Origin of the sequence: Streptomyces sp. NBC_00154, from assembly GCF_026342835.1 — a bacterium.
Taxonomy (GTDB): domain Bacteria; phylum Actinomycetota; class Actinomycetes; order Streptomycetales; family Streptomycetaceae; genus Streptomyces.
This window is the reverse complement of sequence record NZ_JAPEMI010000002.1, coordinates 833,604-858,608: the sequence shown is the minus strand read 5'-3', so window position 1 is coordinate 858,608 and position 25,005 is coordinate 833,604. Positions and strand designations below refer to the sequence as shown.

Sequence of the window (25,005 nt, the reverse complement as noted above, 5' to 3'; positions counted from 1 at the left end):
TGGTCCTTGCGCTGCTACGGGGCGGGGTTCGAAACAGCGGTGGGGACGCTGGCGGTCTCTGTCCTACTGGCGGTCGCGGTGGCTGGGGCGGTCGGCGTCGTCACGGTGGTGGCCGGGGAGCCCGTGCTGCGGTTCGCCTTCCCCGGTGGTGAGGGCAGTGGAGCGTTCACGTACCGACCGGGTGGCGCGGTGTCGGCGGTGTCCGGCACTTCGAAGGCGGGTGCCTGGGACTGGGTTCCGAGCAGGCCGGAAATCATCGCCACGGCGGCACCGACGAAGGCGACACCGAAGACCCAGCCGAGGCCGCGCAGGCGGCGGCCACGCCGCCCGGTCCGGTCCACGAACACGGGCGAGGCCTCGACCTCTGTCAGAGTGCTGGTCACCGAGGGCCTCGAGCTTTCCTTGATCGCGTCGCCGCTGACTCCGAGAGTCGAAAATAGTGTGGTGAAACGGTAAATGGCAGCGAGGTCGGTCTGTTTGTCACGATCTATCCTGCTCACGTGATCTTAATGATATGAAAATACGCCGAGTTGGCCTCGTTCTCGTAGGATCCTGGTCGCGAACATCGTCACCAGCCCGATCGGACCCCGCGTGCATGGCCAGAACCCTTCGACCCGGTTGCTCGGTTGCCGCCGTGCTCACCGTCGCCGTGCTGTTCCTCGTGTACGCCTGCGGGGGCAAGGGGTCCGGCCACCGCTCGCCTGAGGCCACTACCAGTGCGCCGACCACCCCGTTCGACGTCTCGTCGATGCTCCACCCATCGGACCGGATGCTCGGCGTCGTCGACGACAAGACGCCGTGGCAGTACGGCATTGTGAAGACTTTCGCCGGGCAGGCGGGGCGCGCGCCGGACATCCGCGAGTACTACAGCTCCTGGGGCGACGACTTCGACCCGGAGGGCAACACCTTCCTGTGGCAGCACGGGCAGCTGCCGATGCTTGCACTGGTGCCGTCCGACACCTCGCTCACCGACATCGGTGGCGGTTACGACGACGCCTACATCCGCCGCCTGGCGCGACAGATCGCGGCCTACCACGGCCCGTTGGCGCTGTCGTTCGCCGGGGAGATGAACGGCCCCTGGAACTCATGGGGTCCGGGCAACGCCACGGCCGCCGACTTCGTCGCCGCCTGGAAGCACGTCCACGACATCTTCCGCAGCCTCGGTGTCACCAACGTCATCTGGGTGTGGAACCCGCACGTCGTCGACAGCGGCACCACCGCGAAGCTCCGGCCCTACTACCCCGGGGACTCCTACGTCGACTGGATCGGTCTGATCGGCTACTACGGCCCGGTCGACGGCGTCGCGTTCTCCAGCCTGTTTGCGCCCACCCTCCGGGAGATCGCACGCTTCTCCGACAAACCGGTGCTGATCACCGAGACCGGAGTGGCAGAGAGCGACCGGAAGGAGGAACAGGTGCGTGACCTGTTCCAAGGCGCGGCAAAGGCCGACGTGATCGGGCTGGTCTGGTATGACCAGCGCAAGTCCTGGCCGGGCAGCTCGCAGCTGATGGACTGGCGGATCGACACCTCGGTGGGCGCCCGGGCGGCCTTCCGGACGGAATCGAAGCGCTACCACTTCGGTCACTCCTTCGGGAAGGGCTGAGGACGGCGCAGCGGGACCGAGCCGACCGGTCAGGCCCGAGCCTCCCGGCAACGTGCAAGGCAGCACGGACGGCGTCGAAGAACACCGGGCAGGACCGATCACGAGCAAGCAGAGTGGAAGTGCGGGAATGACACCGGAACCTTCGTCGGAGCAGGGGGCTCCCCAGGAGGACGTCGGCTGGGCCTTCAGACCCCGCCGACCCATCGGCGGCACGCCGCGCCCCGCACCGTACGGGCAGCAGTCGCCGGAGCGCGAGGACGGTACGCGCCCCGAGTCGCGCACGTACGACTGGCCGGAGGTGTCGCCCCTCGCGCCGGGGAGCGATCGGCCCCCGGCTGCACCACCCGCCGTGCGCGGCAACGATCGGTCCGCTCCGCACCGGTCGGCAGGCGCCGTTGATGGTCCGCGCGTGCCACACCCGCAGGACCGGGCGCGCGGCGAGGCCGTCCGGCAGAACCGTACCTCCGCGGCCGGCCCGTCGGTCCCGGTGGCACCGACGGCTGCCGCCGCTCGCGCGGCCACCTCCGCGGCAATCCCGGTGTCCACGGCGGTTCTCGGTCCCGAGCGATTGCCCTTTCCGGTGGCTGTCGCCGCGCAGTCGCTGCCGTCGGCCCAGCCACAGCCGGCCCGCAGGACCGGTCGGCGCGCCGGGCGGATCCTGCTCACCCTTGCTGTGCTCGCCGTGGCCGGCGGAGCTGCGGCTGTTGCCCTGCACCGGGAGGAGGCCGTCCCCGCGGCGTCGAAACACCTGGCGCCGGTGTGGCAGATACCCCCGTCTGCCGCAGACGACGAGTTGATCGGCAGCTGGCTCACCGACAAGCTGCTGATCCGCGCGAGCACCCGGGCCGGTGTCACGGCTTACGACCTGACCGACGGCAGCGTGGTGTGGAGCGCCGCGCTGCCGCCGAACGCGGCGAAGAGCGGATCCCGCCCGTGCGCGATGTCTCCGACGCTCACCGCCGAGGGCCACGGCACGGTCGCTTTCGGTAAGGACAGCAACTCCTGCACTGCCCTGGCCGGCATCGACACCTCCACCGGGACAATCCTGTGGACCATGCCGCTGGTCGACTCGGCACACCCCACGGCGATGTCCGCCCGGACCTACCTGCAGGGCGATGTCGCCACGATCGTCAGCGAGAACTTCCTGGGGGGCCTGGACGTGCGCACCGGCCACCGGGTCTGGGGCTTCCGCCCGCGCGGGTACTACTGCAACGCCTACGACTGGGGCGCCGACGGGATCATCGTGGTCGACGACTACTGCGCCGACAGCAAGCACCTGTTCACCCTCACCGCATACGACGGCAGGACCGGGAAGGTGCTCTGGAGTCAGACTCAGGACGCCCACACCGATCTGGCCCACGTCTTCTCCGGATCGCCGCTGATCGCCTCGGTGCACAAGGCCGGGCAGGACAGCGTGCGGGTCTTCGCACCGTCCGGGCGCAGCCGCAAACTGGCGGTGGGCAACACTGAGATCGCGCCCGGGAACGGGGTCGCGGCCGACCACTCCGCCCGGCTCGTCGGGACCGTCCTGGTCACCCCGGCCCAGACAGCCGGTGGTGGCGAGATCGACGCGTTCGACACCACCACCGGAGCCAAGCTCTGGAGCTACCACGCCACCGCCCTGGCCACGGCCACCGTCGGGGACGACCGGATCTACGCCGTCGCCGGACCGGCCGCCGCCCCCCGACTGGTGAAGCTCGACCCGCGGACCGGGCACGCCACCGTGGCCGCGGCCCTGCCGGCCGCCGATCACCAGCACTTCGCCGCGGGCACGGTGTACGTGACGCCTGACGGCGGGGTGTTGGAACTCGACGCTCTGGGCACGAGCGGCGGCGTCCACTTCTTCCGCTAGTTGTATTGACCCGTAGCGTTGTTGACTCGGCTGATCGGTGGCTTGCCGTCGAGTGCGGTGTGCCAGCGGTGGTGGTTGCAGATGTGGCGGAAGTCTGCCAGGGCCGCGGTGCGTTCGGTGTTGGTGGTGTAGGGCCGCAGGTAGGCCCATTCCTCCAGCAGGGTGCGGTTGAAGCGGTACGGAGAACGGCGAGGTAGGGGTTGGCGTGGGTGAGGTAGCACAGCCCGTACAGAGTGATCCCGATGGCGAGCGGCAGCAATGGCTGCAGCTTGGGCTCCGCGCCCAGAAGTCGAAAACGGACGAGGCTGATGACGAGCAGCGGCAGGATGATGCCGAGTCCCAGTCCGAGGCCCAGCTCCAGGGCGATCTTGCCGAGCGAGGCCTCGACGTGGCCGGCGGCGTGGCCGGCGGCGGCGATGAGGACCAGGACGATGGGCAGTGCGAGGCCGTCGTTGATGCCGCTCTCGACATTCAGCAACTGCCGCAGCTCGGCTGACACTTCTTTGCGTCCGGCGATTGCCGAGGTGAACACCGGGTCGGTCGGCGCCAGTACTGCGCCGACCAGGAACGACGTCGTCCAGTCCAGACCCATCACGTAGTGCGTGACCAGGGCCATGCCGACGAGCCAACGGCATACCCAGGCCCAAAGCCCGCGCCGGGTTCTTCCAGTTCGCGCGCAGCTTCGGGAAGGAGACGTACATTCCGTCGGTGAAAAGTACCGCGAACAGAGCGAGATCCGCAGTGACCCCGACGATGTCACTGCCCGGCGTGATGTGAATCAGACCGAGGAAGCCGTCACTGACCAATGCCCCGCCGACAAGGAACAGCAACGAGGAGGTCCGGGTGCCGACCGCTTTCCTTGAGCGGTGCCTGGTCCGGGGCGGCCGGCGGCCACCTGCTGCCAGCGGTGGTCGCCACGCTGTGCCTGAGCTCCGGTGCGGTGAGACGTTCCAGGGTGGCGGGGTGATCAGCAGGTGGGGGTTGGCCGTGTTCGGCCAGCGGCTGCGGCGGTGGTCGAGCCAGTCCAGGACCGCACGGTGGGTGAGGTCGTCGAGCGGGCGGACGTGCCCCCCGACGGTGTGCAGGCCCCGTCCACGCTGGGGTCGTTTCTGCGTTCCTTCACGCACGGGCATGTCAAGCAACTGCACGCCGTGGCCTGCCGGTTGTTGCCCCGCCTGGCCTCGTGCCCTCCGCTGCTGCCCGCTGCGGACCAGGTCGCCTACGTAGACATCGACGATACGATCCGCCGCACCCACGGCTACGCCAAGCAGTGTGCCAGGTACGGATACAGCAAGGTCAGGCGCCTCAACGCGCTGCTGGGAATCGTCTCCACACCTCTGGCCGCCGTGGTCGGCGGCGACCCGCCTCCTCTCCGCACAGCCGAGCTCTCAACGAATCTACGAATTGCGAAATTCTGCAATTCATTACATGCTGTGTTGGCCGTGTCCGCAGGTAGCCGCGGGCATGGCACCAGATGACACCCCGGGGTATCGGGGTGGTGAAGGGAGTCCGCGACCGTGCCGGTTCCGCTGTATCAGGCCAAGGCCGAGTTCTTCCGGATGCTCGGACACCCGGTCCGCATACGCGTACTGGAGCTGCTGCAGGGCGGGCCGATGCCGGTGCGCCACCTGCTCGCGGCGATCGAGGTGGAGCCCTCCGCGCTGTCCCAGCAACTGGCCGTGCTGCGCCGCTCGGGCATCGTGACCTCGGCCCGTGAGGGCTCGACCGTGGTGTACGAGCTGGCCGGCGGGGATGTCGCGGAGTTGATGCGGGCTGCGCGGCGGATCCTGACGGAGATGCTGGCCGGGCAGAACGAGCTGCTGGCCGAGTTGCGGGGAGCCGAGGTCTCGGCACGGTGAGTACACTCTTTGCTCGCTCCTTGCACCGGGCGCGGTCGCTGCTGCCCGTCCGCGCCGATTTCGCCGTCATGGGCCGCAACCCGCGCCGCGATCTGCTCGCCGGCCTCACCGTCGCGATCGTCGCGCTGCCGCTCGCGCTCGGCTTCGGCGTCTCCTCCGGGCTCGGCGCCGAGGCCGGACTCGCCACCGCCGTGGTCGCCGGCGCGCTCGCCGCGCTGTTCGGCGGCTCCAACCTCCAGGTCTCCGGGCCGACCGGGGCGATGACGGTCGTCCTTGTACCGATCGTCGCCGAGTACGGGCCGGGCGGGGTGCTGACCGTCGGGCTGATGGCCGGTGTTCTGCTGATGGCGCTCGCCCTGCTGAGGGCCGGCCGGTACATGCGCTACATCCCGGCCCCGGTGGTGGAGGGCTTCACCCTCGGCATCGCCTGCGTCATCGGTCTCCAGCAGGTCCCCAACGCGCTCGGGGTGGCCAAGCCGGAGGGCGACAAGGTCCTGGTGGTGACCTGGCGGGCCGTCGAGGAGTTCGTACGCACCCCGAACTGGACCGCGGTCGCCCTGGCCCTCGCCGTGGCGGCCGTGATGCTGCTCGGCGCCCGGTGGCGCCCCACCATCCCGTTCTCGATCATCGGGGTCGTCGCCGCAACGCTCGCCGCCCAGCTCTTCCACCTGGACGCGGCCGCCCCGATCGGCGACCTGCCGTCCGGGCTGCCCGCGCCGTCGCTGGCCTTTCTCGACCTGTCCACGCTGGGTTCGCTGCTCGCCCCGACCGTCGCGGTCGCCGCGCTGGCCGCGTTGGAGTCGCTGCTGTCGGCGACCGTCGCGGACGGGATGACGGTGGGGCAGAAGCACGACCCGGACAAGGAACTGTTCGGGCAGGGCATCGCGAACCTTGCCGCCCCTTTGTTCGGCGGAGTCCCCGCCACCGCGGCGATCGCCCGTACCGCTGTCAACGTCCGTACCGGCGCGGGGTCCCGCCTCGCCGCTCTCACCCACGCCGCCGTCCTCGCGGTCATTGTCTTCGCGGCCGCCCCTCTCGTCTCCAAGATCCCTCTGGCTGCGCTGGCCGGGGTGCTGTTGGCGACCGCGATCCGGATGGTGGAGGTCGGTGCGCTGCGGGCGATGGTCCGCGCGACTCGCTCGGACGCGATCGTCCTGGTGCTGACCGCCGTCGCCACGCTTGCGCTCGACCTCGTCTACGCAGTCATCATCGGCCTGGTGGTGGCCGGTGCGCTGGCGCTGCGGGCGGTTGCCCTCCAGGCGCGGCTGGACCAAGTCGACTTCACAGCCGATCTGCCCGGTGAGCACAGTGAGGAGGAGTACGCGCTGCTGGCGGAGCACATCGTCGCGTACAGGATCGACGGGCCGTTGTTCTTCGCCGGTGCCCACCGCTTCCTCCTGGAGCTCTCCGAGGTCGCTGACGTCCGTGTGGTGATCCTGCGGATGGCGAGGGTGTCGACGATGGATGCCACCGGCGCCCTGGTCCTCAAGGACGCCGTGCAGAAGCTGAACCGGCGCGGCATTGCCGTGATGACCTCCGGGGTACGCCCCGGCCAGCGGCGCGCCCTCGAATCGGTCGGTGCGCTGGACCTGCTCCGGTTGGAGGGCCGGGAGTACGCCACCACGCCGGAGGCCATCGCCGGGGCCCGCGCCCACCTGCACCAGGCCGGCCTCCTGCCCGGTGTCCCTGTCACCGAAGGAGCTTCCCGATGACCACCCCCGTCTCCCGCCGCATGGTCGAAGTGCCCGGCACCGAGGCGTTGTGGCTGCTCGAAGGCGCCGCCCAGGGGCACCTGGTGTACGTCCAGCGCGAGATCCCTGTGGTCCGCCCGGCCGTCCACATCCTTGAGTACGGGCGTCTGATCGTGCGTACGCCCGCACAGGCCACCGCTCTGGCCTGCCGGCCATCGCTCACCTATCACGCGGCCGAGATCAAGACGACGGGCGGGATCGGCTGGACCGTGACCGCCACGGGACCGGCCGAGATCATCACCGATCCGGATGAGGCCGGCCACTACCGCCGCACCCTGCCCGGCTGGGCGCACAGCCCGCACGACACCCTGGTGCGGATCCGCCCGCAGACGGTGACCGGGTTCCGCCTGGCCCACGCCGAGGCCGTCCGGTGAGCGCCCAGCTCGAAACCCTGCCCCTGCGGCATGTGCTGACCCTGCCCACGATGGGCTCGGCGGTGCGGATCGCCCGTGAGACCACCGAGCAGGTCCTTGCCGAGTGGGGCGTCAGTCGACGGCATCCCACCGTGGACCCAGCACTGCTGATCCTGTCCGAGCTGGTGACCAACAGCGTCCAACACGCCGCCGCGCTCTCCCCGAATGTCACCGTGATCTACGCGGCCGGTCAGGACACGTTCGCGTTCGCCGTCCACGACCGCCACCCCTACCAACCCCTGCTCTTCTCGGCGATCACCGCGACCGGTGCCAGCGGGCTGGGCACCGTCATGGAACTCACCCTCGGCCTGGGCGGCACCGCCGTCATCCGGGGCGACGCGGACGGCAAGGGCAAAAGCATCTGGATCACCCTCCCCCTGTGAAAGACCGAGACAGCAGCCGATGACCATGGAGTGGCACTACACCATCCACCCCGATCTGGGCGTTCTCTCCCTGGCCGGGCACCTGGGACCCGAGGCGGCGGTCGCCCGGTTCACCGGAGCGATCGGCTGGGTCCTGCCCCGGGGCACCGGACCGGTCATCCTCGACCTGACCGAACTGCGCGGCTGGTCCGTCGGCGGACAGATGGCCGTGGCCCAGGCAGCCCGCCAACTCGCCCAGGTGGGACGGCGCCTGGAACTCGCCGCGATCCCTTCCGACGGCTCCCTGGTCCCAGAGGGCACCCATCCACCGATCCCCGTGCACTGCGACTTGCCCTCAGCTCTTGCTGCTCACCGGGCGATGGTCGGTGGCAGCGGCAGTGGTGCAGCGACGCGTGGCCCAAAGGGCGCACCGCGGCGGCATAACACCTGATGTAAGAGATGCACAGGAACGAACAAGGCAAGGAAACACCATGAGCGATGCAACCGAGGCACTACCGCCGTGCCCCGAATGCTCCAGCGCGTACACCTACGAGATGGGCGCGCTCCTGATCTGTCCCGAGTGCGGCCACGAGTGGTCGCCCACGTCCACCGGACCTGCGGACGACCGCGAGGATGCGACGATCAGGGATGCGGTCGGCAACGTGCTCGTCGACGGCGACACAGTCACCGTGATCAAGACTTTGAAGGTCAAGGGCAGCCCGAGCGGGATCAAGGCCGGCACCAAGGTGCGCAATATCCGTCTCGTGGACGGTGCGGACGGCCACGACATCGACTGCAAGATCGACGGGTTCGGCTCCATGCAGCTCAAGTCCAGCGTGGTCAAGAAAGCCTGACCCGCACTTCGGCCCACTGGGGACGAACTACATGGCTAGGTGGTCCCGTCCTCGGCGGAGGGCGGGACCCTGCGCACGCCAGGGGATCGAGTTCTTGACCGCGGGCCGCGCCCAGTGCCTCCAGAGCTGTGTCCAGGTCGCTGCGGCTGAGGCCTGCCCGACACGCGGCGGGCAGGATCCAAGAATGCGGCTTCCCTCTGGGCCCCCAAGTGCTTCCGCTCAGGATGCCCGCACGCACCAGGTGGCCGTGGCCGCAGCGCGGGCAGTCGCCGTCCTCGCCGACAGGCATTTGAGACGGCAGGGCGGGTACGTCAGAAGGGCTCTGTCGGAGCCAGGCTGTCGTGGCATGCGCGCCTGGCCTCTCACGGCTTTCATAATTGCTAATCTTATTAATTCCCGAGATCATCATGTATGTGTGAGGGCGCGAGGATGTCCCCATGGCGAAGAGTTTTGGGTGGACGCGATGCATGGTGCACGCACGACAACGGCCGTCCGGCACCCCGGCGGCCCCTATCTGCGCGGGGCGGGTGCAGTGAGCGCGCCGCTGTACCAGCTGAAGGCGGAGTTCTTCAAAACCCTGGGCCACCCGGTACGGATCAGGGTGCTGGAACTTCTCAGCGAGCGTGAGCACGCGGTGTCCGAAATGCTGCTCGAGGTCGGCGTGGAGGCGGCCCACCTCTCCCAGCAGCTGGCCGTCCTGCGCCGAGCCAACCTCGTCGTCCCCCGCCGGGAGGGCTCGGCGGTCTACTACTCGCTGGCCAATCCCCAGGTGGCGGAGCTGCTGCGGGTCGCGCGAAGCATCTTGTCCGGTGTACTGACGGGTCAGGCCGAACTGCTGGCCGACTTGAAGGCTGCCGAACCCGACACCACGCCCCCAACCCGGCGGCGCAGGTCGTCCTAGACCGCGGCCCCTGGTGATCGGCGGCCGTCTCCCGAAGGAAAAACTCTTCCGCGCTCTGGACAGCGGGGGGAGTCCGTTCTCCACCTCGAATGCGGTGGGTTACGACGCGGACAGTGGGAGCAGACGGTAGCGGGTTACCAGGTGGGGCACCACCACCAGCGGTCCGCCCCATCTCTCGGATGGCTCGCCCGGATGCCGCCGTCGCCCCTGCTGCGGCCTGGGCCACAACGCTCAGTGGTACGGCACCACCAAGGCCGGCGCAGCGGCCAAGCAGGCGGAGGGCCGGGGTGGCGCAGTCCCGTGCTTCTCTCTGCGCCCTCCCCCGCGTGTGCCGCGTTCACTTGTGGGCGTGCTCGCCCACGTAGAACAGCAGCCAGATAAATCCCGCGAACAGGTGCGTGCCGAAGATATAGACGAAGGCGCGCAGGGCAACCCCCCTCTCCTTCCATCTCTCAATGTCCCGCTCGGTGTCTGCCGGAGCAGGGACCTTCATGTCGTCGCTCACCGCGTCCCTCCCGTCGCCTGGCCTACGCCGGTGCCCACTGCCGGGTCGTCGTCCGCGTTCAGGTAAGTGATCTCGAAGCGCACCGAAGTGTCCTCCCCGCCCGTGCTCATCGCCGGGTGCCCGGGAGCTGGAAGCAAGCGGACCAGGGCCGTCTTGCCCCGTGCGGCGGGCTCGACGCTGACGTCACCCTCGTAGGCGGCGGCCAGTTCGACCACTGTGCGCAGGCCCTCGCCCGCCGTACCCGAAGCCAGGTCGATCATGCGGGGATCCTGGTCACCGACCCCGATCACCAGCTGCCCAGCAGCCACGGTCACCGTCACCTCTGCGTCCGGCGACTGCTCGGCCGCGTGCCGCACCGCGTTGGAGACCAGTTCACTCACCACCAGCAGAACCGCGGCGGCGAGGAGTCCGGGGCGACACCGAAGGAGACGAGTGCCTCCGCCGTGCTGATGCGGGCGATCCGCACCGAGGACGGGACCAGAGGCATCGTGATCGCGTGCCGGTTCACATGCGGCAGCGTCCGCACCCCACCCTGCTCATGCCCGCCATGCCCCCACCTCACGGCGCAGCCGCTTCGGTACCGGGGTCGTTCAGCTGAGCCAGCAGATCCTGCTGCCCAGCCAGCATCACCGTCAGGATCCGCCGGGCGGCCCGCAGCAGCTCCGCCACATCCCCGCCCGCCAGTTCGTACACCACGGTCGAACTTTCCCGGGTCGCGCTCACGATTCCGGACCGGCGCAGCACGGCCAGCTGCTGCGAGAGGTTCGACGGCTCGATCTCGATCGCCGCAAGCAGGTCACGGACCGGCAGCGGCCCGTCCTGCAGCAGTTCCAGCACCCGGATTCGCACCGGATGCCCCAGCATCCGGAAAAACTCGGCCTTCGCCTGATACAGCGGCACCGTCGTCGCGTTCACTGCTCGCTCACTTCGTCTCCCGTGTTGATGCCGTACTTGTGGGCCATGCGGAGGGCGTCCTCGAGTTCGTCCTCGGCCATCGCCACCTCGAAGGCGTCCTCGGTCTCCAAGGCGGCCTTCAGCCGGGCCCGCGCCTCGCGGATGCGCTCTCGTACCGCCTCGGCGAACCCGCCCACGGTCACTCCCCCGCACGACACTTGACTGACTCAGTAACTAATAAATTGCAGAACTCTTCAATTCTAGACCAAGCACCACCTGCCCGGGCCGAGAGTTCGCCCTGCGCCTGCGGCCCACTGGCCGAACGCGACCGTCCTCAACCAGCCGTAGACGCCGCTGACAGTCCAGAGCTGGGCACTTCGCGTCCCTCATCCCGCTGATCAACCGAGTCTCCCTGCGCGCGATCCGCAGCGGATCCGAGCGGCGCGACGAGGGCCCGATGCACCGGCTGAAGAACGACGCCGCCACCGAGGAAGCCCGCAAGGAACTCGAAGCCGAGATCGAGGTCAGCCTGAAGACCAGTCCAGCCACCCCCACACGAGACCAACGGCACCGGCGGAAGTCGGTAAGACGACCTGGGCCGACGAACGCGTCCCCATCTCGGTGCAGCCCGCCCCGGCGAGGCGTACGCCTACCACTCAAGACGGCATGTTGGACCACCTCTGCCTACGAGAAGCTACGCCTCCACCACAGGGCAAGCCCGAAGTACCGTCCACCGCGCAGGTCACAAACTGCGGGTCCGGGACGCCCCGCGCCGCGTGAAACCAGCCGCGTAACTGCGACAACGGACCGACCTGGGCCGTAGCGCACGATCCGACAAGCGTGTTCCTCAATCCCCACTCCGTCCGGGAACGTTGTTCATCACGACCGGTGACCATAGCGACCGAAGACCCCATCCGCCCCTGAACTGCATTACCTCCGTACTTCGTTCAGTCAACGGGGCATCCGCTGCCCCATGCTCCGACCTGACCCCGCTCGAAGGAGGCCCCGTCCGGGGTCATGGAGCCTATGAACGCAGCAACGTCGGCTGCCGCGTCGGGCCGCGGGACTGCAAAAACATTCGGCGCACCGGATTCTCGTCGCCCACAAAGATCGCCTCCGCCACCCAGACCGGCCCGCCACAGCGTGCCGATAGACCGCCACGCCGCGTCGCGTACCCGATCAGCCCCAGCACAACTGCGGCCGCAAGGCGGTTGGAGTTTCCACGGCTTCGCTCCAGCCAACGCTCGAAGGCAGCACCGGTCCTCTACATCGCCGCCCAAGCATCAGCTTTGACCACCACGCTCGTCTCCCAAGCCCACGGGACGGCACGCGCCGGCGAGACCCGCCGAGCACCTGCTGGTACTCGAGGAGCACGGTTACGTGGACCAGCCCGGACGTCACGCAGGCTTTCGCTCGCCTCGGCAAGGAGTAGAAGATGGCCATGGGCGTTCCGAGGCCGGAACGGCGGAGTACGGTGGCGGTACCGAGCGCACCTCGCATGCCGTCATCCATTTCGGCGTCGCCCTCGGGGAACGGCAAGGCCGGAGCACATCGCAGCCGGCCGGAAATGAGCCGCCCCACATGAGCCTGATGAGTCTCGGAGTACTCGCCTCTTCCCACAAGGAGAACGAGTTCCGGCTGCCGCTGCACCCCCGCCACCTCGACCGGATCGCTCCCGACATACGCGAGAGGATCTTCCTCGAACAGGACTACGGCCGACGGTTCGGCGTTGCCGACGACGCGCTGCGACCACTCGTGGCCGGCCTGCGCTCCCGCGAGCAACTCCTCGCCGAGTGTGACGTCGTGCTGCTGCCCAAACCGATGCACGACGACATCGCCGAGCTGCGCGAGGGTCAGGTGCTGTGGGGATGGCCTCACTGCGTGCAGGACGAGAAGATGACCCAGATCGGCATCGACCGACGGCTGACCCTAATCGCCTGGGAAGCCATGAACCACTGGACCTCCACAGGCGCCTTCAGCGTCCATGTGTTCCACAAGAACAACGAGCTCGCCGGCTACTGCTCGGTGCTGCACGCCCTGCAGCTCGGCGGGCTGACCGGCAGCTACGGACGCCGCCTGCGCGCGGTGGTCATCAGCTTCGGCGCCACGGCGCGCGGAGCGGTCACGGGCCTGGGCGCCATGGGGGTTTCCGACGTCACAGTGCTCACCCAGCGCGCCGCCGCAGCGGTGGCCTCGCCGATGTCCTCGGTCGTGATGGGCCACTTCGAGGAGCAGGAGGACGATCCGTCGCGCCTGCGGGCATTCACTGCGGCCGGTTCCGTGCCGCTCGCGGAGTACCTGGCCGGGTTCGACATCATCGTCAACTGTGTCCTGCAGGACACCGACGCGCCGCTCATGTTCGTCACCGACGAGGAACTCGCCCTGTTCCGGCCGGGGACCTTCTTCATCGACGTCGCCTGCGACGAGGGCATGGGCTTCGAATGGGCCCGCCCGACCACCTTCGGCGAGCCCATGCCCGCGGTGGGGTCGGGCTGCCACTACTACGCGGTGGATCACAGCCCGTCCCATCTGTGGAACTCCGCCACCTGGGAAATCAGCGAGGCGCTCCTTCCCTACCTGCGCAAGGTCATGAGCGGCCCCGCGGCATGGGACAACGACGTCACGGTCAGAAAGGCCATCGAGATCCGCGACGGCGTCGTCCAGAACCCGAAGATCCTCTCCTTCCAGCACCGGTCAGCCGCCTACCCCCACGCTCCCGAGGTCCCGGCGACTCCGCTGAGCTCAGAGGTCTGGTCAAGCTTCTACCCCCAGTAGCCGCACCGGCCTTCGCAGACCTCGGCACGACGGCACTGCCATGCGGTCTGGGACGCTTGCCGTTCACTGTTACCGAGAGACAGCAGGGCAGCGTGACTGCGGCTTCGTGATCGGCACGGCCACCTGAGTACGCCTCAGGCCAACGAGGGGCCCGCCGCAGCGAGGTCTCGTACGTCACGAAGCCGGCGGAACGCATTCTCGGAAGCAGTGACGACATTCGACGACGCCGTGGTTCAGCGAGGGGAAGCGGGCGGCGCGGTCTACGTCCGGAGCGGTCCGGCGCGCGACCCGTCCCGCTTCCCTCGGTTTGGTACCTTTCACTGGACACGAAAATCGCTCGGATGTTCGTTTTTGGGATATCCGACACGTCCGTTGTCGGCACTAGACGCTCACGTTCTCCGACGTGCGGCGTGCCACTCAATCGGACCGGGTGAAGCTCATGGCAGGAACCGATCACGAGAAGGCGCTGGACACCGCGCTCGCACAGATCGAGCGGAAGTTTGGCAAGGGCGCGGTCATGCGCCTCGGCGAGCGGCCCAACGAGCCCATCGAGGTGATCCCCACCGGATCGACCGCACTCGACGTCGCCCTCGGCGTCGGCGGACTGCCGCGCGGCCGTGTCGTGGAGGTGTACGGGCCGGAATCCTCCGGCAAGACGACGCTGACGTTGCACGCAGTAGCGAACGCACAGAAGGCCGGCGGCGCGGTGGCGTTCATCGACGCCGAGCACGCGCTGGACCCGGAGTACGCCAAAAAGCTCGGCGTCGACACCGACAACCTCATCCTGTCCCAGCCGGACAACGGTGAACAGGCGCTGGAGATCGTCGACATCCTGATCCGCTCCGGCGCGATCGACTTGATCGTGATCGACTCCGTCGCGGCCCTGGTGCCACGCGCCGAGATCGAGGGCGCGATGGGCGACTCCCACATGGGTCTGCAGGCCCGTCTGATGAGCCAGGCACTCCGCAAGATCACCAGCGCGCTCAACCAGACGAAGACGACGGCGATCTTCATCAACCAGCTCCGCGAGAAGATCGGTGTGATGTTCGGCTCGCCGGAAACCACGACCGGTGGCCGGGCGCTGAAGTTCTACGCATCGGTGCGCCTCGACATCCGTCGTATCGAGACGCTGAAGGACGGCACCGACGCCGTCGGCAACCGCACCCGCGTCAAGGTCGTCAAGAACAAGGTCGCGCCGCCGTTCAAACAGGCGGAGTTCGACATCCTCTACGGCCAGGGCATCAGCCGCGAGGGCGGTCTGATCGACATGGGCGTGGAACACGGCTTCGTCCGCAAGGCGGGCGCCTGGTACACCTACGAGGGCGACCAGCTCGGCCAGGGCAAGGAGAACGCCCGCAACTTCCTCAAGGACAACCCCGATCTCGCCGACGAGATCGAGAAGAAGATCCTCGAGAAGCTCGGAATCGGGGTATCGGCGATGGCCGCGGTCGCCGAGGACACGGGCACCGTCCCGGTCCCTGATACCGCCCGAACCTCGGCGGGAAGCGCCGCCTGACAGGCATGGGCGCGGCCCGGCCGGAGGTCAGGCTTCCGACGCGTCCAGCATCGCGGCACGCTCGGACGCCCCGGTGGCCTGGGCCAGCTTCTCCAGCAGGGGACGGTGCGCATGCCCTTCGGCGGCGTCAAGCAGAGCGGTCGGCCGTCACCGACTGCCCGACGGGCGCCTTGTCCCGGTCGATGACTACGACGTCCCAGCGCCGGCCCCTCCCATCGCCGCATCGACTCCTCAATCCAGTTGTGGACATGATTCCGCGCCTCGGCCAGGAACTTGACGTAGCAGCGGAAGAGAACCTGCATGCCCTGCCCGGCCCGCCGCACACACTCCGCGGGGTCGACACCCGAGGCAAGCCAGAACGAGATTGTCTGGGCGCGCCGCCGGACCGGCCCGTCCACATCGGCTCGCTGGTCGACTCCGGACTCGGTCCGATCGACGCCCAGGTCGCCGCCACCGCGCAGATGGCCACCAAAGCGCTGCAGGGCGCGCCGGGGTTCAGCTCGAGGCGACAAGGTCGCCACCTATTCAACGAATCTCCGACTCAGGTCACTAGGACGACCGGGTACAGTGCGCGCCGGCAGTCTGGTTACTTGAGGAGGGGAAGCGTGACCGACACCAGCGAAGCCCGATCCGCGGACGGTGCAACTCATGCGACCCAGCAGAGTCGACTGCGCCGCCTGATGCGCTACATCCCTTTGATCGCCCCCGTCCTGCTGTGGACTGTGCCCTGCTGGGTGCTGCTGCACGCCGGCCAGCACTGGCCGCTCCCCGTGGCGCTGGGCGGCACCGCCCTGTTCGTCCTCGGTCTGGTCGCCATGCCGCTCGCGATGATGCGCGGCCACGGCCGGCGGCAGCAGGACTGGGCGGCGATCGTCGGAGACACCCTCCTTGGGGCCAGCTGGGTACTGTTCACCTGGTCCGTCCTGCTCGGCGTCCTGCTGCGCCTCGCCCTGACCGTGGCCGGCGTAGGCACCGGGCAGAGCCGGGCCCGGATCGTCAGTTGGGTGGTCCTCGGCGTAGCCGCCGGGCTGCTCGCCTGGGGGTACGCCGAGGCCCGCCGGGTGCCACGGGTGCGCCAGCTCGACGTACAAATCCCGCGGCTGGGAGCCGGATTGGACGGCACCCGCGTCGTCCTCATCACTGACACCCATTACGGCCCGCTCGACCGCGCCCGCTGGTCGGTGCGGGTCTGCGAGAAGGTCAACACCCTGGAGGCCGACCTGGTCTGCCACACCGGCGACATCGCGGACGGCACGGCCCAACGCCGCCGTGCCCAGGCCGCTCCGCTCGGCACCGTGCGAGCCACCCGGGCCCGGGTCTACGTCACCGGCAACCACGAGTACTACAGCGAGGCCCAGGGCTGGGTCGATCTGATGGACGAGCTGGGTTGGGAGCCGCTGCGCAACCGTCATCTGCTGCTCGAACGCGGAGGCGACACCCTTGTGGTCGCCGGCGTGGATGACGTCACCGCCGAGTCCTCCGGCCTGGCCGGCCACCGCGCCCACCTCGACGGAGCTTTGAACGGCGCCGACCCCGACCTGCCCGTCCTGCTCTTGGCACACCAGCCCAAGTTCGTCGACCGGGCCGCAGCAGGCGGCATCGACCTCCAACTCTCGGGCCACACCCACGGCGGCCAGATCTGGCCCTTCCACCACCTCGTCCGCATCGACCAACCCGCCCTCGCCGGCCTCAGCCGCCACGGCACCCGCACCCTCCTCTACACCAGCCGCGGCACCGGTTTCTGGGGCCCGCCGTTCCGCGTCTTCGCCCCCAGCGAGATCACCCTGCTCGTACTCCGCTCCCCGCAGCGGCCTCCAACACAGCCCCTATGAGCGGGGTCCTGGCTGCAGCTGTCCGTGACCAGGTGGAAGATCTCCCGGGCCGCCTAGCGTTTGAGGCAACGGACGATTTCGCGGGCTTCCTCAATCGCGTCGTGTACCACCGGAAAATGCAACTGGAGGCCGTACGTGACATTGCCGCGGCCGTTCAGCGTGCTGTCCTGCCACACCCACCGGACAGAATCGGTCCGCTGCGCTTAAGACGCCGTTTCTTATGGCGTGAGTGCTCGTTGAGCTGTGCATGACGGATCTGGTTGAGCGGTTGGTGCCGGATGAGCTGTGGGTGCTGTTCCGGCGGGTGGTGCCGCCCACGGAGGTGAAGCGTCCGCAGGGCGGGGGCCGGCGACGGGCCGGTGATCGTGAAGTCCTGGCAGCAGTCGTCTTCGTGGCCACCTCGGGCTGTACGTGGAGGCAGCTCCCGCCGGTGTTCGGCGCGGCCTGGCAGACGGTCTACCGGCGGTTCGTCCAGTGGAGTGCGGACCGGGTCTGGGCCCGGCTCCACCGCGTTGTCCTGGACGAACTCGGGGCCCGGGGCGAGTTGGACTGGTCCCGGTGCGCAATCGACTCCGTCAGTGTCCGGGCGGCAAAAGGGGGCTTCTGACGGGACCGAATCCGACCGACCGTGGCAAGTTGGGATCGAAAATCCATCTGGTCACGGACCGGAACGGACTGCCACTGTCACTGGGCATCTCCGGCGCCAACATGCACGACAGCCAGGGCCTGGAACCGCTCGTCCGTGGGATCCCGCCCATCCGTTCCCGCCGCGGCCCGCGCCGCAGGCGACCGGCGAAGCTGCACGCGGACAAGGGCTACGACTACGACCACCTGCGGCGATGGCTTCGTGGACGCGGCATACGCCACCGCATCGCCCGAAGAGACGTCGAGTCCTCGCAACGGCTTGGCCGCTACCGCTGGGTCGTCGAACGAACCGTCTCCTGGCTGGCCGGCTGCCGACGCCTCCACCGCCGCTACGAACAAAAACCCGAGCACTTCCTAGCCTTCGTCGGCATAGCCGCAACCCTCATCTGCTATCGCCGATTGACTGCCCCACTCATGGCCTGAGCCGGTCCTGTTGGACGTCAAAACAGACCAGTCCCAGCGATTCCGCGAGAGCTGCCGAGTAGGCCGACGCTTCCTCAGCCATGCTCCAGCTCATCCCGAAGTAGATGAGCGGACCACTTGCGCTGTCGATCAACGGCCCGACCGACCAGGGCGAGGTCTCCTCCTCGTCTTCGGTGATGTCGCGCCACCGCTCAAGAAGGGTACTGACGTAGCTCGCGATGCGTTCGGACGCTGGCTCTCCTGTCTCACCGTCGAGGTAGCGGTCGTACAGGTCGCTGAAGATCTGGCGGGCGGCCCTGTCACCCGCCGGCCGATCGCCCTCCCAGACAGCTAGGTCGTAGCTCATGCCCCGAGACTCCCACACCGCACCGACACACATCCGAGCCGGTCAACGGCGCGCGCTATAGCCAAAAGAGACAACCTCTAAGTGGTCGGCTCCGTAAATCCTTCGGGGGTTGACTGTGGAGCCTGTGTTGTGTGTGGTGCGGGGTCAGATGCTGGGGTCGGTGAGGTAGAGGCCGCAGGCGCAGTCGAGGGCGTCTTCGGGGGTGCCGGCGAAGCCGCTGGTGGGCAGGATGGCGTCTTGGTACTCATCGGTGCTCGCGAGGTAGAGGGCGAAGCCCCAGGTACTGGCGGATCCGCCGTAGCGCAGACGCATCTGTTCGCCGTCATTCAATCGAGGCGTTTGACAGCGAACCCAGTCGTTCAGGCTTCCTTGTCAGCGAACCTGGTCGCTCTTCGGCCCGATGCCTTTGATCCTGGTCGGAGTTCCGTCCGGGGCGAATGAGTGGTGGAAGGTGAAGGCGTGCGACACGGAGCCGTGGTCGTGGAGGTGCTCCAGCCTGCAAACCCCGTCCCGCCAGGTGGGTATCACGCCGTCGGAGACCCACCAGCACACGTAATTCGGGTGCCCTGTCCTCTCGAACCAGTCGTAACGCCTGTTCAGCGCCTCACGGTGCAGTCCGGTGTAGACGGCGTCGAAGGTGGGGCGCAGGTCGGTCCAGAGTGAGAGTGTCGCGGCCAGGGCGGTGGTTTCCACCGTATGGCCCTTGCCGTACCAGGTCGGTACGGCGAACTCTCCCCATGCACCCCAGTCCGCCTCGAAGAGCATGCCCCGGTCGCCGTCTGCCGCTTCAGCACGAGCGAGGTACCCGGGGTGCTGACTGATCTTCCGGTAGACGGCCTCACCGCTGTCGTAGAACTCGCGCGTGAGAGGTGCGGGATCGGCGAGAGGTGATTTCAGGATGCCGAATGTGTACAGCGCAAGATGGGGCATGCGTCTCTCCTTGGTTGGGGGTGCCTGGTGTGGACCCGGTTCGGTGGCTTACGCATGGGGGCGAGGATTCGTGGGGCGTGACCAACTCATCCCGTCGCGGGTGGCTCAGCCTGAAGGAACTCCTGTGCGACGGTGGGCGATCGCCGAAGACCAGGTGAAGGTAGCTGCCTCTGCGGGCCATGTCGAAGTTGCGTTTTCCCTGTCCAAGTGGCCTCTTGCACCGGTGATTGCGGGGGCTGGGGCGGTGACGGGCGGGGCAGGCTGCGGGGTACCAGTGATCCACTTCGGCCGATCGGTTCGCCCGCCATGCCCGTCCGCACCCCCTGTCCGATAGCCCCGAGTGCCGCCGAACGCGTGCGGTTGAAGAAGCTGGCCTACGGCCACAAGACCGAGCAGCGGCTGCGGGTGCGTGCACAGGTGGTGCTGCACGCCGCGCGTGGACGCTCCAACGCATGCATCGCCCGGGAGACGGGGCTGCATTTGGACACCGTGCGCCGCTGGCGTGGCCGGTTCGCCCAGGCGGGCCTGCCCGGGCTCAAAGACCGTCAACGCTGCGGCCGCTCCGCCTCGTTCACACCGCTGCAGGCCGCCGAGGTCAAGGCGCTGGCCTGCCGGCTGCCTGCCGAGAGTGAAGTACCGCTCTCACGCTGGTCGTGCCCGGAACTGGCCCGCGAGGCCGCCCGGCGGGGCATCACCCCGTTCATGTCGGCGTCGACCGTGCGTCGCTGGCCGGCCCAGGACGCGCTCAAGCCCTGGCAGCACCGCTCCTGGATCTTCATCACCAGCCCCGGCTTCCGGCTGAAGGCCGCCTGGGTGCTGGACCTGTACACCCGCACCTGGCAGGGCGAACAGCTCGGCGATGACGAGTACGTGATCAGCGCGGACGTCACCGAACTTTGTTTCCCCACCGGGAGAACTCGACCACTACGCCGATGACGAACCCTTCTAGCTCGGTCAGGACCTCTGACTGCTGTGTTCACGGTGCAGGCCCTTGCCTTCCACCGTCACCGCCCGCCAGGCCCTCTGGCCGGGCTGCGTACGACGGCCGGCAAGCCAGATGCCCACTGCCCGGTTGAGTGCATCGGCATCGAGTCGGGTCAGGGTGCGACGGATGACCGTCTCGCACGGCACCGGCCGGGTGCTGGTCAGCGAGCAATGGCGTACGCCGCTACCCGGCCGGGCGGGAGCGGGATCACCCGCTCCGCCGTCGCGTCGACCGTCATCGGAGTGCCTGATCAGAGGGTGAAGAAGGGCTGGGGCGTGCCCGTCTCGGCGTACTGCTTGAGCCGGTACATCAGCTGGCCCCAGGTTTCGGCCGTGGACGGAAGGTCGGAGTCGTCGGCGGCGAAACCAGTGTGCCGGAAGTCCACCCGCGTGCCGGTCCCATCGGGGGCATCGGTCAGCTGCCAGGTGATGACGGTGCCGGACCAGTGGGGAGGGAAGGCGCCGATCGACGTCCATACGATCTCTTCGTTGTCCGCGCGGTCCCGGCGGAGCCGGAAGGGCTCGGGAATCTGCGGGAAGTCGAAGAGGAGGACCTCGCCCTCGCGGTTCACGCCGGTGGTCCACCAGCCGGTGAGGCCGTCGTGGGTGTTCAGCGCCTCGTAGACCTTGGTGCGGTCGGCGTCGATGTCGGTCCGGAAGGTGATCTCGGGCATTACTGCTCCTGGGGAGGGGGGGAATGGGGGGATGAGGGCGGGGCTCAGAGGGTGAAGTACGGGACCGGAGTGCCGGTCTCCACGTACTCCTTCAGGCGGGCGAACATGCCGGCCCAGCCCATCGTGACCTCGCGGAACATGTCGTCGATCTCGGCGAACCCGGTGTGGTCGAACCGGACCACCGTGCCGCCCTCGGGATGGGCCTCCAGGGCGTAGACGATCTCAGTGTCGATCCACTGCGGCGGCCCCGCGACCACGGTCTGCGCCAGGCGCTTGCCGGCCGCAGCCTCGTCGATGCGGAAGTCCCAGGTCATCGGGGCGCCGGGGAACGACAGCCGGTGCAAGGCGCCGACGCCCTCACTGATCTCAGCACCGGTGGTGAACCAGCCGGCGACGCCTTCGGGGGTGGAGATCGCGCGGTACATGGTCTCCGGGTCGGCGGCGATACGGATCTGCAGTGCGATGTCAGCCATAAGGAGTCCTTCTCGTCGGGGATCCGACTGAGTGCCGAATCCTTCGATTTAGCTCACACTAAAATGACTCTCGCCGACTTGGCAAATTGCAGTGGACGCTAAAATGAACCGCATGGATGCGGTACGGGCGGTCGCCGAGCCCAGGCGTCGCGAGATTCTGCGGCTGGTCTGGGACTCGGAGCTGTCGGCGGGCGAGATCGCCGAGCGTTTCGACGTCACCTTCGGCGCGGTCTCGCAGCACCTCAAGGTGCTCAGGGAGTCCGGCCTGGTTACGCTGCGCCAGGACGGCAAGAGGCGGTTCTACCAGGCCGACCGCGAGGCCATGGGCCCGCTGGCCGACTACCTGCAGTCCATGTGGGCCGCCAAACTCGACACCCTCGCCGTCCTCGCGGAAGCGGCCGAGCGCAGCGAGAAGTCCGAAGGGATCGCACAGTGAATACAGAAGTAGTGACACTGGAGCGGCACATCGCCGCCCGCCCCGAGACGGTGTTCTCCTTCTTCACCGAACGCGACAAGTGGCTCGCATGGATGGGCAAGGACGGCGAGTTCACCTTCGAGCCCGGCGGCGCCTACCGGACCAACGTCACCGGCGAAAACATCGCCCAGGGCCAATTCATCGAAATCGACCCGCCCAAACGGATCGTCTTCACCTGGGGCTGGGCCGAGGGCGACATTCCTGTACCTCCCGGCTCCAGCACCGTGGAGATCACCCTCGAACCGATCGACGAGGGCACCCTGCTGCGCCTCACGCACCGCGGCCTCCCCTCCCCCGAGGCATGCGCCGCCCACGCGGAGGGCTGGACCCACTACATCCGCCGCCTGGTGATCTGGGCAGAGGGCGGCGATCCCGGCCCCGACGACTGGATGTGACGCACCACCCAACTAGGCCGACGGCCTGCTCCTGCGCGCGGTGGAACGGATACCGACCGGTCTGGGCGAGGTGCCGGATCCCGGTCTGTGCACGCTGGCGCTACCGTCGTCGACGTCGTCACTCTCCGGGGTTGCGGATGCCGTCGGTCGTAGGGCTGCTGGAACAGCACGAGAACGCTGCTCGCCGTCGGGTCGACGCGTTGCGTGAGGAAGCCGATCGTGTCCAGGCCGAGCTGGCCACGGCCGAGCAGGAATGGCAGGAGTGGGCAATCGCTCGCAGGCGCGTGCGCACGGTCCTGGCTCCGGAGGGCGGCAACATCACCAATGAGGAGGCCGCCTTCGGCCCACGGGACGCGGACGCGTGCTGGGCATTCAGGCAGGCGGCGAAACCGACGTCGCAGGTGCCGGTGTGGCGTGAGGGGCTGGCCTGGTCGGTGCTGTCGTTGGAGTATCAGCGCATCCTCGAAACCCTCGCGGACCAGCACCGGCTCCACCAAGGGCCGCTGAACTGGCAGGAGTTGGCCGTGATGTTCGGCCTGGACGCGGTGCCGGCCAAGGTGGAGGCTCTGCGGTCGTCACTGGTCCGGTGCTGGCGCGCCCGCGTCGGCGACGTGCGCACCCAGGTCATGTCCCGCGTCCACGCGGTCGACGTCACCGGCCTGCTGCTCGGCATCCAGCACCTCGCCCCGCTCATGCCGCCCGGTTCCTCGAGGGCCCGGCACCACGTCCGAACGTCACGACGCCGAACTGGTCGTCGCCGCCCTTCACATGGCCGTCGCCACCCGCGGCGGCGATGTCAAGGGCGTGTCTACCACTCAGACCGCGGCAGCGAGCCCGGGTTCAAGAGGTCGTTGCAACACTGCTTGTCAATGAGCATAGGTGCTCGGTGAGTGCCTCGGCAGGAGTCTTCCAGCCGAGGTTGTTGCGGACATCAACGTCCGGTATTTAGTACATGGTTCGAAGTTTCGGTTCTGAAAACAGGGCCGTCCTGCAGGACCGTCAACCTCGTTTGATCGGGGCCTTTGCGCCGATAGAGGCACGCCGCCGCGCACCCGTCCCCCGGCTCGCGCCCTCACGCCCTCGCGCCACGTTACGCAAACGTGACGGCTTCCCGCCGCAGCCCTCTTGACCGCCATGAATTGTTAGCGCTCACAATGACGTCCGTGCAAGTCCCGAGTCGGCGGCGCCAGTGACATCCGAGGAGGTGTGACCGTCGTGTCCGCAGGATCCCGCCCCATCTCCTCGGCCGGTGCCGTGAGCGGCCGAACACCCGGCCGGATTACGGGGCCGCCGGGCGAACCGGCCACCGCGGGGGTGGTCGTGAACCCGGCCACGCGGAGGCAGCCGCCCACGACACAGGTCTTATCGGCAGACGACCGCCAAGGAGATGCGGCCGTGGTATCAGCACAGCCCCGGCCGCCCACCATGGCCGACGTCGCCAGCCAGGCAGGCGTGTCGCACCAGACCGTGTCCCGCGTCCTGGGGCACCACCCCAACGTGCGGGACGAGACCCGGGCCAAAGTGCTGCGCGTGATCGAGGAGATGGGCTACCGTCGCAACCCCTCCGCACGGGCCCTGGCCACCCGGCGCACCCGCACCCTGGGTGTCGTCGCCTCCGACACCACCCTCTACGGCCCGGCCAGTACCCTCTTCGCGCTCGAGGAGGCGGCCCGCGCGCGGGGATATCTGGTCTCCACGGTCAGCTTGCGCAAATTGACCGTCCAGACACTCTCCGAGGCCCTGGACCACCTCAGCGAGGGCGGCGTTGAGGGAGTGGTCGCCATCGCCCCACAGCGGTCGGCGGTGGACGCCCTCTCCCGACTGCGCCACCCCTTCCCGGTGGTCACCGTCGGGGGCGGACCCGGAGTGGACACGCCGTGCGTCACCGTGGACAACCACAAGGGCGCGACGCTGGCCACCGGTCATCTGCTGGCGGCCGGCCACCGCAAGGTCTGGCACCTCGCCGGACCCGAGGACTGGCAGGAGTCCGCCGACCGGGCGGCCGGCTGGCGGGCGACCCTCGAAGCAGCGGGCATCGAGCCACCGTTAGTGGTGCACGGTGACTGGAGTCCGCTCTCCGGCTACCGCGCCGGCCAGGAACTGGCCGGCTGGGTGGGCCGGGGACTGACGGCGGTCTTCGTCGCCAACGACCAGATGGCACTGGGGTTGTTGCGTGCCCTGCGGGAGGCGGGCGTGCGAACTCCCCAGGACGTCGCGGTGGTCGGCTTCGACGACATCCCGGAGTCGGAGTTCTTCGCCCCGCCGCTCACCACGGTCCGGCAGGACTTCGCGACCGTCGGCAAGCGCAGCATCGCCCTGCTCCTGGATCTCATTGAGGGCCGTGCACCCGCCGGGGCACCCCGGATCTCCATCGAACCCCAATTCGTCGTCCGCGCCAGTACATCTCCGTACACCCCACAATCGGGGGGCGCTCCCGACTGACCCGTCACCAACCGGCTGCATCCCGCGCATCAGCGTGGTCGATATATCGAACAATGATCGACAGACCGGACGCACTGCGACCGCTCCATCGAGTACCAGCG

At 68.4% G+C, this 25,005-nt stretch carries 29 protein-coding genes and 3 pseudogenes; 19 read left to right on the top strand and 13 right to left on the bottom strand.

Going from position 1 to position 25,005, the window contains the following annotated elements; genetic code table 11:
* Positions 1-14 precede the first annotated feature (14 nt).
* Positions 15-383 carry a hypothetical protein gene (locus tag OHA03_RS40365; protein WP_267008943.1) on the bottom strand — a complete coding sequence of 123 codons (369 nt, stop codon included), beginning with the start codon at positions 381-383 and terminating at the stop codon, positions 15-17.
* Positions 384-595: 212 nt separating this feature from the next.
* Here OHA03_RS40365 and OHA03_RS40360 point away from each other — a divergent pair, with 212 nt between their 5' ends.
* Together OHA03_RS40360 and OHA03_RS40355 are read left to right on the top strand one after the other, a co-directional pair.
* Positions 596-1,603 carry a glycoside hydrolase family 26 protein gene (locus tag OHA03_RS40360; RefSeq protein ID WP_267008942.1) on the top strand — a complete coding sequence of 336 codons (1,008 nt, stop codon included), beginning with the start codon at positions 596-598 and terminating at the stop codon, positions 1,601-1,603.
* 409 nt (positions 1,604-2,012) lie between these two features.
* A complete protein-coding gene (locus tag OHA03_RS40355) occupies positions 2,013-3,455 on the top strand; it encodes a PQQ-binding-like beta-propeller repeat protein (RefSeq protein ID WP_267008941.1) in 1,443 nt (480 codons plus the stop codon).
* On the opposite strand, the pseudogene OHA03_RS40350 reads toward OHA03_RS40355, so the two are convergent.
* A pseudogene (locus OHA03_RS40350) lies at positions 3,452-3,631 on the bottom strand (integrase core domain-containing protein); the annotation flags it as partial. The gene OHA03_RS40355 and the pseudogene OHA03_RS40350 sit on opposite strands and share 4 nt — an antisense overlap.
* Before the next feature lie 11 nt (positions 3,632-3,642).
* Positions 3,643-4,294, bottom strand: a pseudogene (locus OHA03_RS40345) (cation:proton antiporter); the annotation flags it as partial.
* A 246-nt stretch (positions 4,295-4,540) separates the two neighbouring features.
* Here OHA03_RS40345 and OHA03_RS40340 point away from each other — a divergent pair.
* From OHA03_RS40340 to OHA03_RS40305, 8 genes and pseudogenes are all read left to right on the top strand, one after another.
* Positions 4,541-4,807, top strand: a pseudogene (locus OHA03_RS40340) (IS1380 family transposase); the annotation flags it as partial.
* A gap of 165 nt (positions 4,808-4,972) precedes the next feature.
* Positions 4,973-5,314 (top strand): metalloregulator ArsR/SmtB family transcription factor, encoded by a 342-nt coding sequence (locus tag OHA03_RS40335; protein ID WP_267008940.1) that lies wholly within the window; start codon positions 4,973-4,975, stop codon positions 5,312-5,314.
* Positions 5,311-7,026: a SulP family inorganic anion transporter gene (locus OHA03_RS40330; RefSeq protein WP_267008939.1), complete on the top strand. Its 1,716-nt coding sequence runs from the start codon at positions 5,311-5,313 to the stop codon at positions 7,024-7,026. Before OHA03_RS40335 ends, OHA03_RS40330 begins: the two co-directional genes overlap by 4 nt.
* Positions 7,023-7,439 carry a pyridoxamine 5'-phosphate oxidase family protein gene (locus OHA03_RS40325; RefSeq protein WP_267008938.1) on the top strand — a complete coding sequence of 139 codons (417 nt, stop codon included), beginning with the start codon at positions 7,023-7,025 and terminating at the stop codon, positions 7,437-7,439. Before OHA03_RS40330 ends, OHA03_RS40325 begins: the two co-directional genes overlap by 4 nt.
* Complete coding sequence (locus OHA03_RS40320; RefSeq protein ID WP_267008937.1) at positions 7,436-7,861, top strand: ATP-binding protein; 426 nt, start codon at positions 7,436-7,438, stop codon at positions 7,859-7,861. The genes OHA03_RS40325 and OHA03_RS40320 overlap by 4 nt, the downstream gene beginning before the upstream one ends.
* A gap of 19 nt (positions 7,862-7,880) precedes the next feature.
* Positions 7,881-8,291: an anti-sigma factor antagonist gene (locus OHA03_RS40315; RefSeq protein WP_267008936.1), complete on the top strand. Its 411-nt coding sequence runs from the start codon at positions 7,881-7,883 to the stop codon at positions 8,289-8,291.
* Between the two features lie 40 nt (positions 8,292-8,331).
* Complete coding sequence (locus OHA03_RS40310) at positions 8,332-8,694, top strand: zinc ribbon domain-containing protein YjdM (RefSeq protein WP_267008935.1); 363 nt, start codon at positions 8,332-8,334, stop codon at positions 8,692-8,694.
* Positions 8,695-9,226: 532 nt separating this feature from the next.
* The gene (locus tag OHA03_RS40305) at positions 9,227-9,595 is read left to right on the top strand and encodes a helix-turn-helix transcriptional regulator (protein ID WP_267009644.1); all 369 of its coding nucleotides are present in this window, start codon (positions 9,227-9,229) and stop codon (positions 9,593-9,595) included.
* 337 nt (positions 9,596-9,932) lie between these two features.
* On the opposite strand, the gene OHA03_RS40300 is transcribed toward OHA03_RS40305, so the two are convergent.
* Genes OHA03_RS40300 through OHA03_RS40280 form a run of 5 tightly spaced genes read right to left on the bottom strand, consistent with a single transcriptional unit; the run spans position 9,933 to position 11,191 of the window.
* Positions 9,933-10,088 (bottom strand): DUF6126 family protein, encoded by a 156-nt coding sequence (locus OHA03_RS40300; RefSeq protein WP_267009643.1) that lies wholly within the window; start codon positions 10,086-10,088, stop codon positions 9,933-9,935.
* Between the two features lie 8 nt (positions 10,089-10,096).
* Entirely contained in the window at positions 10,097-10,483 is a 387-nt protein-coding gene (locus OHA03_RS40295) for an ATP-binding protein (protein WP_267008934.1), read from the bottom strand.
* Positions 10,477-10,608, bottom strand: coding sequence for a hypothetical protein (locus OHA03_RS40290; RefSeq protein WP_267008933.1), 132 nt, complete (start codon positions 10,606-10,608; stop codon positions 10,477-10,479). Before OHA03_RS40290 ends, OHA03_RS40295 begins: the two co-directional genes overlap by 7 nt.
* A gap of 50 nt (positions 10,609-10,658) precedes the next feature.
* Positions 10,659-11,015: a helix-turn-helix transcriptional regulator gene (locus OHA03_RS40285; protein WP_267008932.1), complete on the bottom strand. Its 357-nt coding sequence runs from the start codon at positions 11,013-11,015 to the stop codon at positions 10,659-10,661.
* Positions 11,012-11,191: a hypothetical protein gene (locus OHA03_RS40280; protein WP_267008931.1), complete on the bottom strand. Its 180-nt coding sequence runs from the start codon at positions 11,189-11,191 to the stop codon at positions 11,012-11,014. The genes OHA03_RS40285 and OHA03_RS40280 overlap by 4 nt, the downstream gene beginning before the upstream one ends.
* Before the next feature lie 1,384 nt (positions 11,192-12,575).
* Here OHA03_RS40280 and OHA03_RS40275 point away from each other — a divergent pair.
* From OHA03_RS40275 to OHA03_RS40260, 4 genes are all read left to right on the top strand, one after another.
* Entirely contained in the window at positions 12,576-13,769 is a 1,194-nt protein-coding gene (locus OHA03_RS40275) for a N(5)-(carboxyethyl)ornithine synthase (RefSeq protein WP_267008930.1), read from the top strand.
* Positions 13,770-14,208: 439 nt separating this feature from the next.
* Positions 14,209-15,285, top strand: coding sequence for a recombinase RecA (recA, locus tag OHA03_RS40270; RefSeq protein ID WP_267008929.1), 1,077 nt, complete (start codon positions 14,209-14,211; stop codon positions 15,283-15,285).
* Positions 15,286-15,890: 605 nt separating this feature from the next.
* Positions 15,891-17,117, top strand: coding sequence for a metallophosphoesterase (locus OHA03_RS40265; protein WP_267008928.1), 1,227 nt, complete (start codon positions 15,891-15,893; stop codon positions 17,115-17,117).
* Between the two features lie 247 nt (positions 17,118-17,364).
* Positions 17,365-18,185, top strand: a protein-coding gene (locus OHA03_RS40260) for an IS5 family transposase (protein WP_267008927.1) whose coding sequence is annotated in 2 segments (ribosomal slippage) — positions 17,365-17,712 and positions 17,715-18,185 — 819 coding nt in all. Because the reading frame shifts where the segments join, the coding sequence is not laid out codon by codon here.
* Here OHA03_RS40260 and OHA03_RS40255 read toward each other — a convergent pair.
* From OHA03_RS40255 to OHA03_RS40245, 3 genes are all read right to left on the bottom strand, one after another.
* Positions 18,175-18,531 carry a hypothetical protein gene (locus tag OHA03_RS40255; RefSeq protein ID WP_267008926.1) on the bottom strand — a complete coding sequence of 119 codons (357 nt, stop codon included), beginning with the start codon at positions 18,529-18,531 and terminating at the stop codon, positions 18,175-18,177. The two genes, OHA03_RS40260 and OHA03_RS40255, sit on opposite strands and share 11 nt — an antisense overlap.
* Before the next feature lie 144 nt (positions 18,532-18,675).
* Positions 18,676-18,843: a hypothetical protein gene (locus tag OHA03_RS40250; RefSeq protein ID WP_267008925.1), complete on the bottom strand. Its 168-nt coding sequence runs from the start codon at positions 18,841-18,843 to the stop codon at positions 18,676-18,678.
* Between the two features lie 60 nt (positions 18,844-18,903).
* Positions 18,904-19,461, bottom strand: a complete 558-nt coding sequence (locus OHA03_RS40245) for a DUF3291 domain-containing protein (protein WP_267008924.1) — start codon at positions 19,459-19,461, stop codon at positions 18,904-18,906.
* Positions 19,462-19,815: 354 nt separating this feature from the next.
* Here OHA03_RS40245 and OHA03_RS40240 point away from each other — a divergent pair, with 354 nt between their 5' ends.
* Positions 19,816-20,397 (top strand): helix-turn-helix domain-containing protein, encoded by a 582-nt coding sequence (locus OHA03_RS40240; RefSeq protein WP_267008923.1) that lies wholly within the window; start codon positions 19,816-19,818, stop codon positions 20,395-20,397.
* A 299-nt stretch (positions 20,398-20,696) separates the two neighbouring features.
* Here OHA03_RS40240 and OHA03_RS40235 read toward each other — a convergent pair whose 3' ends face one another.
* Entirely contained in the window at positions 20,697-21,119 is a 423-nt protein-coding gene (locus OHA03_RS40235; protein WP_267008922.1) for an SRPBCC domain-containing protein, read from the bottom strand.
* A 44-nt stretch (positions 21,120-21,163) separates the two neighbouring features.
* Entirely contained in the window at positions 21,164-21,592 is a 429-nt protein-coding gene (locus OHA03_RS40230; RefSeq protein WP_267008921.1) for an SRPBCC domain-containing protein, read from the bottom strand.
* 112 nt (positions 21,593-21,704) lie between these two features.
* On the opposite strand from OHA03_RS40230, the gene OHA03_RS40225 reads away from it, so the two are divergent.
* From OHA03_RS40225 to OHA03_RS40210, 4 genes are all read left to right on the top strand, one after another.
* On the top strand, positions 21,705-22,028 hold the full coding sequence (locus tag OHA03_RS40225; protein WP_267008920.1) for a helix-turn-helix transcriptional regulator: 324 nt from the start codon (positions 21,705-21,707) through the stop codon (positions 22,026-22,028).
* A complete protein-coding gene (locus OHA03_RS40220) occupies positions 22,025-22,462 on the top strand; it encodes an SRPBCC domain-containing protein (RefSeq protein WP_267008919.1) in 438 nt (145 codons plus the stop codon). The genes OHA03_RS40225 and OHA03_RS40220 overlap by 4 nt, the downstream gene beginning before the upstream one ends.
* Positions 22,463-22,599: 137 nt before the next feature.
* Positions 22,600-23,352, top strand: a complete 753-nt coding sequence (locus OHA03_RS40215; RefSeq protein ID WP_267008918.1) for a hypothetical protein — start codon at positions 22,600-22,602, stop codon at positions 23,350-23,352.
* A 505-nt stretch (positions 23,353-23,857) separates the two neighbouring features.
* On the top strand, positions 23,858-24,904 hold the full coding sequence (locus OHA03_RS40210; protein WP_267008917.1) for a LacI family DNA-binding transcriptional regulator: 1,047 nt from the start codon (positions 23,858-23,860) through the stop codon (positions 24,902-24,904).
* The last annotated feature ends 101 nt before the right edge of the window (positions 24,905-25,005 follow it).